Source organism: Ottowia pentelensis (assembly GCF_964341695.1).
The window spans coordinates 1,411,728-1,426,059 of sequence record NZ_OZ224513.1; the positions used below are offsets into that span (position 1 = coordinate 1,411,728).

Genomic DNA, 14,332 nt, shown 5'->3' on the forward strand with positions numbered 1-14,332 from the left:
GATGGAAATTGGGACGTACCGGCTATTTCGTGCATCCGGACTGCCGTCTGCATGACATGGGCGCGGGCCACCCTGAGTGCCCGGCACGCATCGACGCCATCGAGGACCGCCTGCTCATCACCGGCGTGGCCGACGTGCTGGAGCGCCGCGAGCCGGCCCCCGCCACCATGGGCGAGCTGCTGCTGGCGCACGGCCGGCGCCACGTGGCCGCGCTGCGCGGCCTGAGCGACATGCTGGCCGAGGAGGTGGCCGCCGGCGGGCCCGACGCGTTCTCGATCGACCCCGACACCTTGATGAACACCCACACCTGGCGCGCCGCGCTGCTGTCGGCCGGCGCCGCCATCGACGCGGTGGACGCCGTGCTGCGCGGCGAGCTGGAAAACGCCTTTTGCGCCACCCGCCCGCCCGGCCACCACGCCACGCGCGACCAGGCCATGGGCTTCTGCTTTTTCAGCAACGTCGCCATTGCCGCCAAATACGCCTGCGAGCGCCACGGCCTCAAGCGCGTGGCCATCGTCGACTTCGACGTGCACCACGGCAACGGCACCGAGGACATCGTGCACGGCGACGAGCGGATCCTGATGGTGAGCTTTTACCAGGACCCGTTCTACCCGCCCGGCGGCGCGCGCTTTCACGATGCCAACCTGGTCAACTGCCCGGTGCCGGCCTACACCCGCGGCATGGACATCCGCGAGCTGATCGAGATGATGTGGATATCGCGCCTGGAGCAGCACAAGCCCGAGCTGATCCTGATCAGCGCCGGCTTCGACGCCCACCGCGACGACGACATGGGCCAGCTGGGCCTGACCGAGAGCGACTACACCTGGATCACCCAGCGCGTGAAGGGCATCGCCCAGCGCTTTGCCCAGGGCCGCATCGTCAGCTGCCTGGAGGGCGGCTACAACCTGCACGCGCTGGCACGCAGCGTGGAGGCGCATGTGCGGGTGCTGGCGGATGTGTGAAGTGTCGCGACCGGGGTAAATGCTGGTTTGCCCTCAATTTTTCCTGTCGATAAACACTGATTTCCGAAGGAGAGGTCATGTTGCAAATGAGGCCGTGTTGCGAGTGTTGTGCTGCTGAATTGCGACCGGACTCAGAAGACGCTCGTATCTGTTCGTTCGAATGCACGTTCTGCATGGCGTGCGTCGAGCATGTCCTTGGCGGAACGTGTCCGAACTGTGGTGGCGAATTGCTACCGCGCCCGCGCCGCCCCATTGAGAAGTTGGAGAAGTTTCCGCCTTCCACCGAACGGGTGGTCAAGGAGGGCGGTTGTGGCACGGCGATTCACGTTGTAGAGGTTCCAACATGATCCAGCTCGAGCGGGATGGGTTGATACCCTTTGCCAGCAAGTACATCTGGTGGAAAACGCCGGAGGAAGCTGTATCGATGCCTGAGCGGGTGATCGCCCAGGTCATGAATATCGGCGATTACGCGGATGTTCAGTTGTTGGCCTCCCGAGTCGGCGATGAGGTGCTTCGCGACGTCCTGGTGCACGCACAGGCTGGGCAGTTCAACGAGCGCTCGTGGGCGTACTGGCATTACCGCTTGGGCCTGTCCAGTGTGGATCACGTTCCCGTGATGCCGGTGCGGAGGTTTGCGTGACGGGCATGCTCAAGCCGCGCCTGGACGTCTTGCCCCGGGCGCAGCAGCGCCTGTGGCCTCAGCTAAGCAAGGTCCGGGGTCTGGGGTTTGTGCTGTACGGCGGCACCGCGATTGCGTTGCGCCTGGGGCATCGCGAATCGGTGGATTTCGATTTCTTCTCCGAGCATCCGCTCTGACCGACGATGGTGTCATGCAGGTGGCGGCTCTTGATGACTTGCTGGCGACCAAGCTCAAAGTTGTTCTCCAGCGCGCGGAGGCCAAGGACTACCGCGATGTCGCGGCGATGGTCAAGGCCGGAGTGAGTCTGTCGCGCGGAATGGCTTCTGCGCGGGTCTTGTTCGGGTCGAATTTTCAGCCCAGCGAAAGCCTGAAGGCGCTGGTCTACTTTGACGACGGCGACTTGAACACGTTGACTGCAGCCGAGAAATCGACCCTCGTGGATGCCGTGACAGCCGTACGCGACCTCCCGGTGGTCGCGCGGCTTTCGACCTCGCTGAGCGGGTTCGCGTGAGGGCCATCATGGGCAATCGGGCGTGACGCCATGACTTTGCAGCGAGCCGCCATTGGGGTCCGTGGCAATGCTGGCGTGACGTCGGCGTCACGCGCATGATTTTTGAATGAAAATGGCCCTTGGCGCTTGACAAAAAAGCGCAAGCAGCTATTGAATTGATAGTTTTCCTGGGCCAACGCAAGCGCCTGCCTGACGAGGTGAATCTGCCATGACTGCATCCGATCCCATCCCATCTTCTGACGCCCTGGTGCTGCACAGCGCCGACGCCCGCGGCGTGCACGTGCTCACGCTCAACCAGCCCAAGGCCTTCAACGTGCTCAGCGAGGCGGTGCTGACCGAGTTGCAGCACCGGCTCGACCGCATCGCCGCCAACCCGTCGGCGCGCGTGCTGGTGATCGCCGCCGAAGGCCGGGCCTTTTGCGCCGGGCATGACCTGAAGCAGATGAAGGCCAACCCGCGGCTGGACTACTACCAGCAGCTGTTCGGCCAGTGCAGCCGGATGATGGTGTCGCTGCTGAAGCTGCCGATCCCGGTGATCGCGCGCGTGCAGGGCGTGGCCGCCGCCGCGGGCTGCCAACTGGTGGCGCAGTGCGACCTGGCGGTGGCCGCCGAGGGCGTGCGCTTTGGCGTCAACGGCATCGACGTGGGCCTGTTTTGCGGCACGCCCAGCGTGCCCCTGGTGCGCAACATGCAGCCCAAGCAGGCGATGGAGATGCTGCTGACGGGCGGTTTCATCACCGCGGCCGAGGCGCGCGCGCGCGGCCTGATCAACCGCGTGGTGGTGCCCGAGCAGCTGGACGCCGCCGTCGAGGACATGGTGCAGGCCATCCTGTCCAAGCCGCGCGCGGCGATCGCCATCGGCAAGGAGCTGTTCTACCGGCAGCGCGAGCTGGGCATCGAGGCGGCCTACCAGCTGGCCAACCAGAGCATGGCCTGCAACATGATGTACGACGTGGCGCAGGAGGGCGTGCAGGCCTTCATCGACAAGCGGGAGCCCGCGTGGCGCAAGGCGGGGTGACGTCCTGGCTGGCCGGCTGGGACACCCAGCGCAGCCTGCGCATCGACGACTGGGGCGCCTGGTGGGCGGCGGTCACCCGCCCGCTGGCCCTGGGCGAGTTCGCGGCCATCGTGGTCACCGGCCTGTTGGCCTGGGGGTTGACGGCGCGGCTGCAGCGCAAGTGGGTCGGCGCGGGTGGTCAGCCCGGCATCGTGCTGGGCCAGCGCGGAGTCGACGGCGTGCTGTTTCCGCTGCTGTGGCTGGGCCTGGCCTGGTGCGCGCGCCTGGTCTGGCTGCGCTGGGACGACCATGCGCCGCTGATGCGCCTGGCGCTGCCGATGCTGCTGGCGCTGGCGGTGATTCGCATCGGGGTCAAGGTGCTGCAGGCGGCGTTTCCCGATGCGCGCGGGGTGCGCGTGCTGGAGCGCAGCATTTCCTGGCTGGTGTGGGCCGTGTGGGTGCTGTGGGTGATCGGCCTGCTGCCGGTGGTGCTGCAGGAGGCCAGCGACATCAGCTGGAAAGTGGGCAGCGCCACGCTCACGCTGCGCAAGCTGATCGAAGGGGTGATCAACGTCGGCATCGCCCTGCTGCTGGCCTTGTGGCTGTCGTCGGCGCTGGAGGCGCGCCTGCTGCGCTCGGCCCACGGCAGCGAGCTGTCGTTGCGCAAGATGATCGCCAACGCCTTGCGTGCGGTGCTGGTCTCGGTAGCCGTGCTGCTGGCCCTGTCGGCCGTCGGCATCGACGTGACCACGCTGTCGGTGCTGGGCGGCGCCATCGGCGTGGGCATCGGCCTGGGGCTGCAAAAGCTGGCGGCCAACTACGTGTCGGGCTTCGTGGTGCTGGCCGAGCGTGCGCTGCGCATCGGCGACCAGGTGCGCGTCGATGGCTTCGAGGGACGCATCACCGACATTCGCGCGCGCTACACGGTGATTCGCAACGGGTCCGGCAGCGAGTCGGTGGTGCCCAACGAGACGATGGTGACGCAGCGCGTCGAGAACCTGTCGCTGGCCGACCGGCGCGTGTGGCAGTCCACGGTGGTCGGCGTCGAGTACGGCTGCGACGTCGATCGGGTGCAGCGTCTGCTGCGCGAGGCGGCGCTGTCCAGCCAGCGCGTGCTGCGCGAGCCGCCGCCCTTCGTGGGCCTGTCGGCCTTCGGCGCGGATTCGCTGGAGTTCACCGTCGGCTACTGGATGAACGAGCCCGAGTCGGGCAGCCTGGGCCTGCGCTCGGAGGTCAACCTGGCCATCCTGCAGGCGCTGCGCGCCAACGGCATCGACATTCCCTTCCCGCAGCGGGTGGTGCACCAGGCCGTGGCGCCGGGCCCGGCGCCGGCCGCGCCGGCGTGAACAAAAAGAACGATCGTTCATTGGTACCCATGGGCGACAGGCGCGGGGCGGGCGCTCCACTAAAATGCTTCGTGATTCCCGCCGCCGGCTGGCCGGCGCGGCGGCCCGATTTTTGCCATTCTTCAACAGGAGATTCCAGATGAAAGCACTCGTCGCGGTCAAGCGCGTGGTGGACTACAACGTCAAGGTGCGCGTCAAGGGCGACGGCACCGGGGTGGACATTGCCAACGTCAAGATGAGCATGAACCCCTTCGACGAGATCGCCGTCGAAGAGGCCGTGCGCCTGAAGGAAAAGGGCGCCGTCAGCGAGATCGTCGCCGTCTCCTGCGGCGTGGCGCAGTGCCAGGAAACGCTGCGCACCGCCATGGCCATCGGCGCCGACCGCGCCATCCTGGTCGAGACCGCCGAGGAGCTGCAGCCGCTGGCCGTGGCCAAGCTGCTCAAGGCCCTGCTCGACAAGGAGCAGGCGGGTCTGGTGATCCTGGGCAAGCAGGCCATCGACGACGACGCCAACCAGACCGGCCAGATGCTGGCCGCGCTGGCCGACCTGCCGCAGGCCACCTTCGCCAGCAAGGTCGAGATCGAGGGCGACAAGGCCAAGGTCACGCGCGAGGTCGACGGCGGCCTGGAGACCATCGCCATCAGCCTGCCCGCGGTGGTGACCACCGACCTGCGCCTGAACGAGCCGCGCTATGTCACGCTGCCCAACATCATGAAGGCCAAGAAAAAGCCGCTGGACACCGTCAAGCCCGAGGACCTGGGCGTCGACGTCAAGCCGCGCCTGAAGACCCTGAAGGTGTCCGAGCCGCCCAAGCGCGGTGCCGGCATCAAGGTGCCCGACGTGGCCACGCTGGTGGACAAGCTCAAGAACGAGGCGAAAGTCATCTAAGCGCCGACATCGAACCCATACCGAGGACCAGATTTCATGACCGCACTCGTCATTGCCGAACACGACAACGCCGCCATCAAGGGCGCCACCCTCAACACCGTCACCGCGGCCAAGGCCTGCGGCGGCGACGTCCACGTGCTGGTGGCCGGCCACAACGCCGGCGCCGCCGCCCAGGCCGCCGCGCAGATCGCCGGCGTGGCCAAGGTGCTGCACGCCGACGCCGAAGGCCTGGCCCATGGGCTGGCCGAGAACGTCGCCGCCCAGGTGCTGGCGCTGGCCGGCAACTACAGCCACATCCTGTTTCCGGCCACCGCCGCCGGCAAGAACGTGGCCCCGCGCGTGGCCGCCAAGCTGGACGTGGCGCAGATCAGCGACATCACCCAGGTCGACAGTCCCGACACCTTCGAGCGCCCGATCTACGCCGGCAACGCCATTGCCACCGTGCAGTCGCAGGACGCCACCAAGGTGATCACCGTGCGCAGCACCGGCTTCGACGCCGCCGCCGCGACGGGCGGCAGCGCCGCCGTCGAGACCGTGGCCGCGGTGGCCGACAGCGGCAAGTCGAGCTTTGTCGGCGCCGAGCTGGCCAAGAGCGACCGGCCCGAGCTGACGGCCGCCAAGATCATCGTCTCGGGTGGCCGCGCCTTGGGCAGCAAGGAAAAGTTCGACGAAGTCATGACCCCGCTGGCCGACAAGCTGGGCGCCGCCATCGGTGCCAGCCGCGCCGCGGTGGACGCGGGCTACGCCGCCAACGACCTGCAGGTCGGCCAGACCGGCAAGATCGTCGCGCCGCAGCTGTATGTGGCCTGCGGCATCTCGGGCGCCATCCAGCACCTGGCCGGCATGAAGGACAGCAAGGTCATCGTCGCCATCAACAAGGACGAGGAGGCGCCGATCTTCAGCGTGGCCGACTACGGGCTGGTGGCCGACCTGTTCGTGGCGGTGCCGGAACTGGTCAAGGCGCTGTGACGCTTCTGCACGCATGAAGCACTGAGCTTCCCGGGGCATCGCGCGCGGTGCCCCTTTTGTTTTTTGCCGCGCCCGCGCGCGCAAGCTTCGACATTCGAGGAGATGGCCATGAGCTACACCGCCCCCGTCAAGGATTTCCTGTTCAACATCGAGCATCTCGCCCGCATCGATGAAATCGCCAAGCTGCCCGGTTTCGAGGACGCCGGCCTGGAGACGGCGCAGGCCGTGCTGCAGGAATGCGCGCGCTTCAACGAGCAGGTGGTGGCGCCGCTGAACTTCGAGGCCGACAAGGCGCCGTCCCGCCATTCGGGCACCAGCGTGACCACCAGCCAGGGCTTCAAGGAGGCGTACCGGCAGTATGCCGAAGGCGGCTGGCAGGGCCTGCAGCACCCGGCGGAAGAGGGCGGCCAGGGCCTGCCCAAGACCATCGCCGCGGCCTGCGTGGAGATGCTCAACTCGGCCAACCTGTCGTTCGCGCTGTGCCCGCTGCTGACCGACGGCGCCATCGAGGCCCTGCTGACCGCCGGCAGCGACCAGCTCAAGGCCACCTACCTCGAAAAGCTGGTGTCCGGCCAATGGACCGGCACCATGAACCTGACCGAGCCGCAGGCGGGCAGCGACCTGGCGGCGGTGCGCACGCGCGCCGAGCCGCAGGCCGACGGCACCTACAAGATCTTCGGCACCAAGATCTTCATCACCTACGGCGAGCACGACATGGCCGAGAACATCGTGCACCTGGTGCTGGCCCGCGTGCAGGGCGCGCCCGAGGGGGTCAAGGGCATCAGCCTGTTCGTGGTGCCCAAGTTCATGGTGAAGGGTGACGGCAGCCTGGGTGAGCGCAACGACGTCTACTGCGTCAGCATCGAGCACAAGCTGGGCATCAAGGCCAGCCCGACGGCGGTGCTGCAGTACGGTGATGGCACGGCGGCGATGTGCAAGAACGGCGCCGGGCCCGGCGCCGTGGGCTACCTGGTGGGCGAGGAGAACCGCGGCCTCGAATACATGTTCATCATGATGAACGCCGCGCGCTACGGCGTCGGCGTGCAAGGCATCGCGGTGGCCGAGCGCGCCTATCAGAAGGCGGTGGCCTACGCGAAGGAGCGCGTGCAGAGCCGCCCGGTGGATGGCAGCACCAAGGGCGCCGCCACCATCATTCATCACCCCGACGTGCGCCGCATGCTGATGACCATGCGCGCGCTGACCGAGGGCTGCCGCGCCACGGCCAGTGCGGCGGCCGCTGCCTACGATGCCGCGCACCACGACCCCGATCCGCGCGTGCGCCAGCAAAACCAGGCCTTCTATGAATTCCTGGTGCCGCTGGTCAAGGGCTACGGCACCGAGATGAGCGTGGAAGCGACCAGCCTGGGCGTGCAGGTGCACGGCGGCATGGGCTTCATCGAGGAAACGGGCGCGGCGCAGTACTACCGCGACGCCCGCATCCTGCCGATCTACGAAGGTACCACCGCCATCCAGGCCAACGACCTGGTCGGGCGCAAGACCGCGCGCGACGGCGGGCGCGTGGCCAAGGGCGTGGCCGAGCAGGTCGAGCTGACCGAAAAGCGCCTGGCCGGCGGCAGTGCCGACGCCAAGGCCGTGGCCCGTCACCTGCATGCCGCGCGCCGCGCCTTTGGCGATGCGGTGGACTGCATCGACGCCAACGCCAAGGCGCACCCCAACGCGGCTTATGCCGGCAGCGTGCCCTACCTGATGCTGGCGGGCAACCTGGTGGCCGGCTGGCAACTGGGCCGCGCCCTGCTGGCGGCCGAAGAACAATTGGCCCAAGGCAAGGACGCCGCCTTCATGCAGGCCAAGATCGTCACCGCGCGCTTCTACGCCGAGCACATCCTGCCGCGCACCCTGGCGCTGCGCGATGCCATCGTCGATGGCGCGGGCAGCGCCCTGGCGCTGGCACCGGATGCCTTTTGATCGCTCGCTGGATCGTTTGCTTCGATAACGATAGCTGCTGGCGCGCACTGGATGGGCGCCAGAGGCATATTTGACCCATATTTTGCTGTTCACCATGTCCCAACTCCCGCCCGTGCTGCAAAGGCAGACCTTCCCGGTCATCGGCTCGCCGCTGTTCATCATCAGCAACCCCAAGCTGGTCATTGCGCAATGCACGGCGGGTGTCATCGGCGCCATGCCGGCGCTCAACGCCCGGCCGGCCGAGCAGCTGGACGAATGGCTGGCCGAGATCACAGAGGCGCTGGCGGCTTGGGACAAGACCCACCCCGAGCAGCCCGCCGCGCCCTATGCCATCAACCAGATCGTGCACAAGAGCAACGACCGGCTGGAGCACGACATGGCGGTGTGCGCCAAGTACAAGGTGCCGGTCGTCATCACCAGCCTGGGTGCGCGCGAGGACGTGAATGCGGCCGTGCACGGCTGGGGTGGCGTGGTGCTGCACGACATCATCAACAACCGCTTTGCGCGCAAGGCGGTGGAGAAGGGCGCCGACGGCCTGATCGCCGTGGCGGCGGGCGCGGGCGGCCACGCCGGCACCAGGAGCCCGTTTGCGCTGGTGCAGGAAATCCGCGAATGGTTCGACGGACCCATCGCGCTGTCGGGCGCCATCGCCAACGGCGGCGCCATCCTGGCGGCGCAGGCCATGGGCGCGGACTTCGCCTACATCGGCACCGCCTTCATCGCCACCGAGGAGGCGCGCGCGGTCGAGAGCTACAAGCAGGCCATCGTGGCCGGCACCTCGGACGACATCGTCTACAGCAACCTGTTCACCGGCGTGCACGGCAACTATCTGGCGCCCTCCATCCGCGCCGCCGGGCTGGACCCGGAAAACCTGCCGGTGAGCGACCCCAGCACGATGAACTTCGGCGGTGGCGCCGCCGCCAAGGCCTGGAAGGACATCTGGGGCAGCGGCCAGGGCATCGGCGCCGTCAAGGCCATCGAGCCGGCGGCGGCACTGATCGGCCGCCTGCGCGCCGAGTACGAGGCGGCGCGCCGGCGCCTGCTGGCGCGGGCCTGACTCGGCGGCGCCCGATCCGGATCGGGTGGCGGAGCGGCCGCGCGGCCGCGTCGCATCAGGCCAGGTGCTGGGTCAGCGCGGCCAGCGGCGCGGGCGCCGTGGCGACTTGGCCCTTGCGGCTTTTCTTGCCGGCGGCGGGCTTGGCCGCGGGGGCTGGGCGCTGCGCTGCCACGCGCTGCTGGATGTGGGCCAGCGCTTCTTGCACCTGGTCGATCAGGATCAGGCACAGGTCGCCCGTCTGGAGCTGGTCCATCGCGCGGTCGATGGCGACAAACTCGCCGTGGATTTCTTCCACCTGGCGGGCGCGCGTGGCGCCTTCCAGCCCCTGGCGCAGCAGGGCCAGCACCTCGCCGTCGGCACGGCCGCGCTGGCAGGCGTCCTGGTAGAGGATGACGGAGTCGAAGGCGGTGCCCAGGATGCGGGTCTGCTCGCGGATGTCTTCGTCGCGCCGGTCGCCGGCGCCGCTGATGACCACCGAGCGCCGCTGCGCCGGCATGTTGTTGACACCGGCCACCAGGGCGGCGATGGCGTCCGGGTTGTGGCCGTAGTCGGCGATCACGGTGGCGCCGCGATAGTCGAACACGTTGAAGCGGCCGGGCACGCCCTGCTGGTCGCTGATGAAGGTGGCCAGGCCCTTCTGGATGGCGTCCCAGGGCACGTTCACGGCCCAGGCGGCGCCCACCGAGGCCATGACGTTCTCGACCTGAAAGCCGATCTGGCCCTTGCGCGTGATCGGCACGCGCGCCAGCGGCAGGCGTTTTTCAAACGCGCCCTCGGCGCACACGATGTCGCCCTGCTCGACGAACACCACGCGCTTGCCCTGGGCGCGGTGCGTGGCCACCACGGGGTGCTGGCCGTCCTGCGCGAAGAAGGTCACGCGGCCGGGGCAGTGCGGCGCCATCGACACCACCGAGGGGTCGGTGGCGTTGAGCACGGCCATGCCGGTGGGCGCCACGTTGAGCACGATGACGCGCTTGAGCACCTTCAGGTCTTCCAGCGTGGTGATGTAGTTCAGGCCCAGGTGGTCGCCGGCGCCCACGTTGGTGACCACGGCCACATCGCATTGATCGAAGCCCAGGCCTTCGCGCAGCATGCCGCCGCGCGCGGTTTCCAGCACCGCGGCGTCGACGTCGGGGTGGGCCAGCACGTTGCGCGCGCTGCGCGGGCCCGAGCAGTCGCCCGAGTCGATCTGGCGGCCGCCCACGTACACGCCGTCGGTGTTGGTCATGCCCACGCGCAGGCCCTGCGTGCGCAGCAGGTGCGCGGCCAGCCGCACGGTGGTGGTCTTGCCGTTGGTGCCGGTGACGGCAATGACCGGGATGCGACCGTTGCCGCCGTTGGGGTACATGTGGTCGATCACCGCCTGGCCGACATCGCGGCCGGTGCCGTACGAGGGGCTGATGTGCATGCGCAGGCCGGGGGCGGCGTTGACCTCGACGATGCCGCCGCTTTGTGCCTCCAGCGGCTGCAGCACGCTTTCGCACACGACGTCGACGCCGCAGATGTCCAGGCCCACCATTTGCGCCGCCTCGACGGCGCGCGCGGCCACCTCGGGGTGCACGCTGTCGGTGACGTCGGTGGCGCTGCCGCCGGTGGACAGGTTGGCGTTGTTGCGCAGCACCACGCGCTGCCCGCTGACGGGCACCGAGTCGGCGGTCAGGCCCTGCGCCGCCAGGCGCGCCTCGGCAATGGCGTCGATGCGGATCTTGGTGAGCGAGGTGCCGTGGCCGTCGCCGCGGCGGGGGTCGAGGTTGACCTCGGCCACCAGCTCGCGCACGGTGTGCTGGCCGTCGCCGATGACCTGGGGCGGCTCGCGGCGGGCGGCGGCCACCAGCTTGTTGCCCACCACCAGCAGGCGGTAGTCCTGGCCGGGCAGGAATTTCTCGACCAGCACCGGGCCGTACTCGGCGGCGGTGCGATAGGCCATCTCGAAGTGCTCGCGTTCGCTGATGCCGACCGTGACGCCCTTGCCCTGGTTGCCGTCCTGCGGCTTGACGACCACCGGCAGGCCCACGTCGAGCGCGGCGGCCCAGGCGTCGGCCACGTCGCCCACGGGGCGGCCGCGCGGCACCGGCACGCCGGCGGAGTGCAGCAGCTTCTTGGTCAGGTCCTTGTCCTGCGCGATGGTCTCGGCGATGGCGCTGGTGCTGTCTTCCTCGGCGGCCTGGATGCGCCGCTGCCGGCTGCCCCAGCCGAACTGCACCAGGCTGCCGCGCGTCAGGCGCCGGATGGGAATGCCACGCAACTGGGCGGCGTGCGCGATGGCGCCGGTGGAGGGGCCCAGGCGCTCGTCCTCGTCCAGTTCGTGCAATTCGGCCAGCGCGGCGGCGCTGTCGAAGCTGCCGCCCTCGGCGGCGGCGCGGCACAGGGCCTCGGCATGGCTGAAGGCCAGGCGCCCCACGGCCTCTTCGGTGTACTGCACGGCGACCTGGTAGGTGCCGGGAATCTCGGTCGGGGTGGTGCGACTGAACGTGACGGGGCAGCCGGCCTGCGCCTGCAGGCTCAGGGCGCAGCGCTCGAGCGCGTGCGCCATGGACACCGGGCCCTCGGGCCGGTCGCCCACCAGCGCGCCGACAGCGGGAAACAGCTCACGCAGGCGCAACTCGAACGCGGGGTTGGAGCGCAGGTCGCGTTGGGACTCGTCGCAGGTGACGACGGCCTCGATCGCCGTCTGGCGGCTCCACAGGTTGGGGCCGCGCAGCGCGCGAATGCGGGTGATTTCCATGTGAGGGTCCTGACCGGGAGTTGTCCCGAGACTAGAAACGAACGAGTGTGCGATTCAGTGCACCGTTTCGGTGTCACGCGGCTCATCAAAGTGCAACAAACCGGCACGGATGAGCTCGGGCGCCACGCCGGCGGCCCAGGCCGCGGCCACCGCCGCCACCACGTGGGGGCGCAAGTCCTGCGGGACGTCGGCCGTCAGGGCCGACTGCACCGGTGCCGACAGATGGGTCAGCGCCACCTCGCCCGCGGGGCCCTGCAGCACCACCTCGGTGCCGCGCGCCAGTACCGCCCGGCCCTGACGGGCCCGGTGCTCGGCCACGGCGGGGTTGGCCGGATCGCAGGAAAACAGCATCACCTCGCCGTCGCAGTATTCGGCCAGGGCCAGCACGGCCGGGTCGTCGGCGTTGAGCACGGCCACCCCGTCGGGCAGCACCACGTCGATCTGCGTGCGCAGGATGCCCGGCATCTGGTCGGCCTCGGTGATGTACAGGTCGCTCAGGCCCTGGGCGCCGGGCATGGTCAGCACCACGCCGACCTGGCAGCGGTCATAGGGCAGGCCCTCGGTCAGGATGTGGCGCGGCGAGGTCTCCAGCACCACGGCCTGCACCGTGCGGTTGATCAAAATGCTTTCGCCCTGCTCGAAACCGATGGAGCCGTGCGGCGACAGCTGCCGCCGGCCCAGGAACAGGCCGTCGCGGCAGGCCAGCGCCGTCTGCCAGCCGTGCAACTGGAAGAAGGCGGCCACCAGGCGCGCGGCCAGCGAGGTCTGGCCGTCGCCGATCAGGCCGACGATGGGCACGCGCCCGCTGCTGCCGGGCGGAAACAGGTGCTCGACGATGGCCTCGCCCACCGGCTGGGCACGACCCACGGCGGGCTTGAGGTGCATCAGCAGGCCGGGACCGGCGTTGACTTCGACGATGGCGCCGCCTTGCGGGCCCAGGGGCTGGCCGATGTCCTCGGCCACCAGGTCGATGCCGGCGATGTCCAGGCCCACCACGCGCGCGGCCAGCGTCACCAGCTCGGCCACGTCGGGGTGCACCTGCTCGGTAACGTCGATCGACATGTTGCCGGTGCGCTGCACGACGGCCGACTGGCCCACCGGCAACACGCTGTCGATGCCCAGGCCCTGGCGCCGCAGCAGCAGTTGCAGCACGGCGTCGTCGTGGCGCAGGGTTTCCAGCGGCAGGTGCTCTTCTTCGCCGCGGCGCGGGTCGGTGTTGACGTGCAGGTCGATCAGCGCGCCGATGCTGGAGCGCCCGTCGCCCTTGACGTGGATGATCTCGCCGCGCATGGCGGCCACCACCTTGTTGCCGACCACCAGCACGCGGTGTTCCTGGCCGGGGATGCAGCGTTCGACGATCACCTCGGAGCCCTCGGCTTCGGCGGCGGCAAAGGCCGTGGCGACTTCGCTTTCGGTGTTGAGGTTGAGCGAAACGCCGCGCGCGTGGTTGCCGTCCGAGGGCTTGACGACCACCGGCAGGCCGATGTCCTGGGCCGCTTCCCAGGCCTCGTCGGCCGATTCGACCACTTGGCCCTCGGGCACCGGCACGCCGGCGGCGGCCAGCAGCTGCTTGGTCAGGTCCTTGTCGCGCGAGATGCCCTCGGCGATGGCGCTGGTGCGGTCGGTCTCGGCCGTCCAGATGCGGCGCTGCGCGGCGCCGTGGCCCAGTTGCACCAGGTTGCCCTCGTTCAGGCGGATGTAGGGGATGCCGCGTTCGGCGGCCGCGTCGACGATGCTGGCCGTGCTGGGGCCCAGGCACAGGCGGTCGACCATCTCGGCCAGGCGCCCGACGGTGGCGGCCACGTCGTACGGCCGATCGTTGATGGCGGCCATGACCAGGTCGCGCGCCGCCGTGATGGCGGCCTTGCCGACGCTTTCCTCGCGGGTGCGAATCACGACCTTGTAGACGCCGTGCTCGCCCGTCATGCGCGCCTTGCCGAAGCCGGTTTTCATGCCGGCCTGGGTTTGCAGTTCCAGCGCCACGTGCTCCAGGATGTGGCCGGGCCAGGTGCCGTCGCGCAGGCGCATCAGAAAGCCGCCGCGCCGCCCGACGCTGCAGCGATGCTCGATCAGGCCGGGCAGCCAGGCCGTCAGGCGCTCGTAGAAGCCGGGCAGGGTGTTGGAGGGATGCTCTTCGAGGGCGCCGATGTCGACCACGGCCTCGATCACCGGGCGGTAGGTCCAGATGCCGGGACCACCCAGGAAGGTCATGCGCCGGATCACGATGTCGGCAAAGGGCGCACGGGCCGGCGGGGCCGCGCTGGGCTCGGCGGTGGCGGCCTGCGCCTGAAGGGGGCGGGGATACAATCC

13 protein-coding genes are annotated in these 14,332 nt (G+C 69.1%); 11 read left to right on the plus strand and 2 right to left on the minus strand.

Going from position 1 to position 14,332, the window contains the following annotated elements:
* The first annotated feature begins 8 nt into the window (after window positions 1–8).
* From ACWHMB_RS06830 to ACWHMB_RS06880, 11 genes are all read left to right on the plus strand, one after another.
* Window positions 9–962, plus strand: a complete 954-nt coding sequence (locus ACWHMB_RS06830; protein WP_377480591.1) for a histone deacetylase family protein — start codon at window positions 9–11, stop codon at window positions 960–962.
* Between the two features lie 77 nt (window positions 963–1,039).
* Window positions 1,040–1,309, plus strand: a complete 270-nt coding sequence (locus ACWHMB_RS06835; protein WP_293226166.1) for a DUF1272 domain-containing protein — start codon at window positions 1,040–1,042, stop codon at window positions 1,307–1,309.
* Entirely contained in the window at window positions 1,306–1,602 is a 297-nt protein-coding gene (locus tag ACWHMB_RS06840) for a hypothetical protein (protein WP_293226163.1), read from the plus strand. Before ACWHMB_RS06835 ends, ACWHMB_RS06840 begins: the two co-directional genes overlap by 4 nt.
* A gap of 5 nt (window positions 1,603–1,607) precedes the next feature.
* On the plus strand, window positions 1,608–1,778 hold the full coding sequence (locus ACWHMB_RS06845; RefSeq protein WP_293226183.1) for a nucleotidyl transferase AbiEii/AbiGii toxin family protein: 171 nt from the start codon (window positions 1,608–1,610) through the stop codon (window positions 1,776–1,778).
* Window positions 1,779–1,792: 14 nt separating this feature from the next.
* Entirely contained in the window at window positions 1,793–2,113 is a 321-nt protein-coding gene (locus ACWHMB_RS06850) for a nucleotidyl transferase AbiEii/AbiGii toxin family protein (RefSeq protein ID WP_293226161.1), read from the plus strand.
* Between the two features lie 208 nt (window positions 2,114–2,321).
* Window positions 2,322–3,131 carry an enoyl-CoA hydratase gene (locus ACWHMB_RS06855; protein ID WP_447648484.1) on the plus strand — a complete coding sequence of 270 codons (810 nt, stop codon included), beginning with the start codon at window positions 2,322–2,324 and terminating at the stop codon, window positions 3,129–3,131.
* Complete coding sequence (locus ACWHMB_RS06860; protein WP_293226155.1) at window positions 3,113–4,456, plus strand: mechanosensitive ion channel family protein; 1,344 nt, start codon at window positions 3,113–3,115, stop codon at window positions 4,454–4,456. The genes ACWHMB_RS06855 and ACWHMB_RS06860 overlap by 19 nt, the downstream gene beginning before the upstream one ends.
* 139 nt (window positions 4,457–4,595) lie before the next feature.
* The gene (locus ACWHMB_RS06865; RefSeq protein WP_293226153.1) at window positions 4,596–5,345 is read left to right on the plus strand and encodes an electron transfer flavoprotein subunit beta/FixA family protein; all 750 of its coding nucleotides are present in this window, start codon (window positions 4,596–4,598) and stop codon (window positions 5,343–5,345) included.
* A gap of 36 nt (window positions 5,346–5,381) precedes the next feature.
* Window positions 5,382–6,314 carry an electron transfer flavoprotein subunit alpha/FixB family protein gene (locus tag ACWHMB_RS06870; protein ID WP_293226150.1) on the plus strand — a complete coding sequence of 311 codons (933 nt, stop codon included), beginning with the start codon at window positions 5,382–5,384 and terminating at the stop codon, window positions 6,312–6,314.
* 108 nt (window positions 6,315–6,422) lie between these two features.
* On the plus strand, window positions 6,423–8,240 hold the full coding sequence (locus tag ACWHMB_RS06875; protein ID WP_377480586.1) for an acyl-CoA dehydrogenase: 1,818 nt from the start codon (window positions 6,423–6,425) through the stop codon (window positions 8,238–8,240).
* A 94-nt stretch (window positions 8,241–8,334) separates the two neighbouring features.
* The gene (locus ACWHMB_RS06880) at window positions 8,335–9,297 is read left to right on the plus strand and encodes an NAD(P)H-dependent flavin oxidoreductase (RefSeq protein WP_293226145.1); all 963 of its coding nucleotides are present in this window, start codon (window positions 8,335–8,337) and stop codon (window positions 9,295–9,297) included.
* Between the two features lie 55 nt (window positions 9,298–9,352).
* On the opposite strand, the gene cphA is transcribed toward ACWHMB_RS06880, so the two are convergent.
* Both cphA and ACWHMB_RS06890 read right to left on the minus strand, forming a co-directional pair.
* Window positions 9,353–12,022, minus strand: a complete 2,670-nt coding sequence (cphA, locus tag ACWHMB_RS06885; protein WP_377480583.1) for a cyanophycin synthetase — start codon at window positions 12,020–12,022, stop codon at window positions 9,353–9,355.
* A gap of 54 nt (window positions 12,023–12,076) precedes the next feature.
* Window positions 12,077–14,233: a cyanophycin synthetase gene (locus ACWHMB_RS06890; protein ID WP_377480818.1), complete on the minus strand. Its 2,157-nt coding sequence runs from the start codon at window positions 14,231–14,233 to the stop codon at window positions 12,077–12,079.
* Between the last annotated feature and the right edge of the window lie 99 nt (window positions 14,234–14,332).

What these genes read in the sequence shown, in the direction of transcription:
- ACWHMB_RS06855 (WP_447648484.1), top strand. Translation starts at nt 2,322, where the DNA reads ATGACTGCATCCGATCCCATCCCATCTTCTGACGCCCTGGTGCTGCAC.
- ACWHMB_RS06875 (WP_377480586.1), top strand. Translation starts at nt 6,423, where the DNA reads ATGAGCTACACCGCCCCCGTCAAGGATTTCCTGTTCAACATCGAGCAT.
- ACWHMB_RS06865 (WP_293226153.1), top strand. Translation starts at nt 4,596, where the DNA reads ATGAAAGCACTCGTCGCGGTCAAGCGCGTGGTGGACTACAACGTCAAG.
- ACWHMB_RS06840 (WP_293226163.1), top strand. Translation starts at nt 1,306, where the DNA reads ATGATCCAGCTCGAGCGGGATGGGTTGATACCCTTTGCCAGCAAGTAC.
- ACWHMB_RS06850 (WP_293226161.1), top strand. Translation starts at nt 1,793, where the DNA reads ATGCAGGTGGCGGCTCTTGATGACTTGCTGGCGACCAAGCTCAAAGTT.
- cphA (WP_377480583.1), bottom strand. Translation starts at nt 12,022, where the DNA reads ATGGAAATCACCCGCATTCGCGCGCTGCGCGGCCCCAACCTGTGGAGC.
- ACWHMB_RS06835 (WP_293226166.1), top strand. Translation starts at nt 1,040, where the DNA reads ATGTTGCAAATGAGGCCGTGTTGCGAGTGTTGTGCTGCTGAATTGCGA.
- ACWHMB_RS06890 (WP_377480818.1), bottom strand. Translation starts at nt 14,233, where the DNA reads ATGACCTTCCTGGGTGGTCCCGGCATCTGGACCTACCGCCCGGTGATC.
- ACWHMB_RS06870 (WP_293226150.1), top strand. Translation starts at nt 5,382, where the DNA reads ATGACCGCACTCGTCATTGCCGAACACGACAACGCCGCCATCAAGGGC.
- ACWHMB_RS06845 (WP_293226183.1), top strand. Translation starts at nt 1,608, where the DNA reads ATGCTCAAGCCGCGCCTGGACGTCTTGCCCCGGGCGCAGCAGCGCCTG.
- ACWHMB_RS06880 (WP_293226145.1), top strand. Translation starts at nt 8,335, where the DNA reads ATGTCCCAACTCCCGCCCGTGCTGCAAAGGCAGACCTTCCCGGTCATC.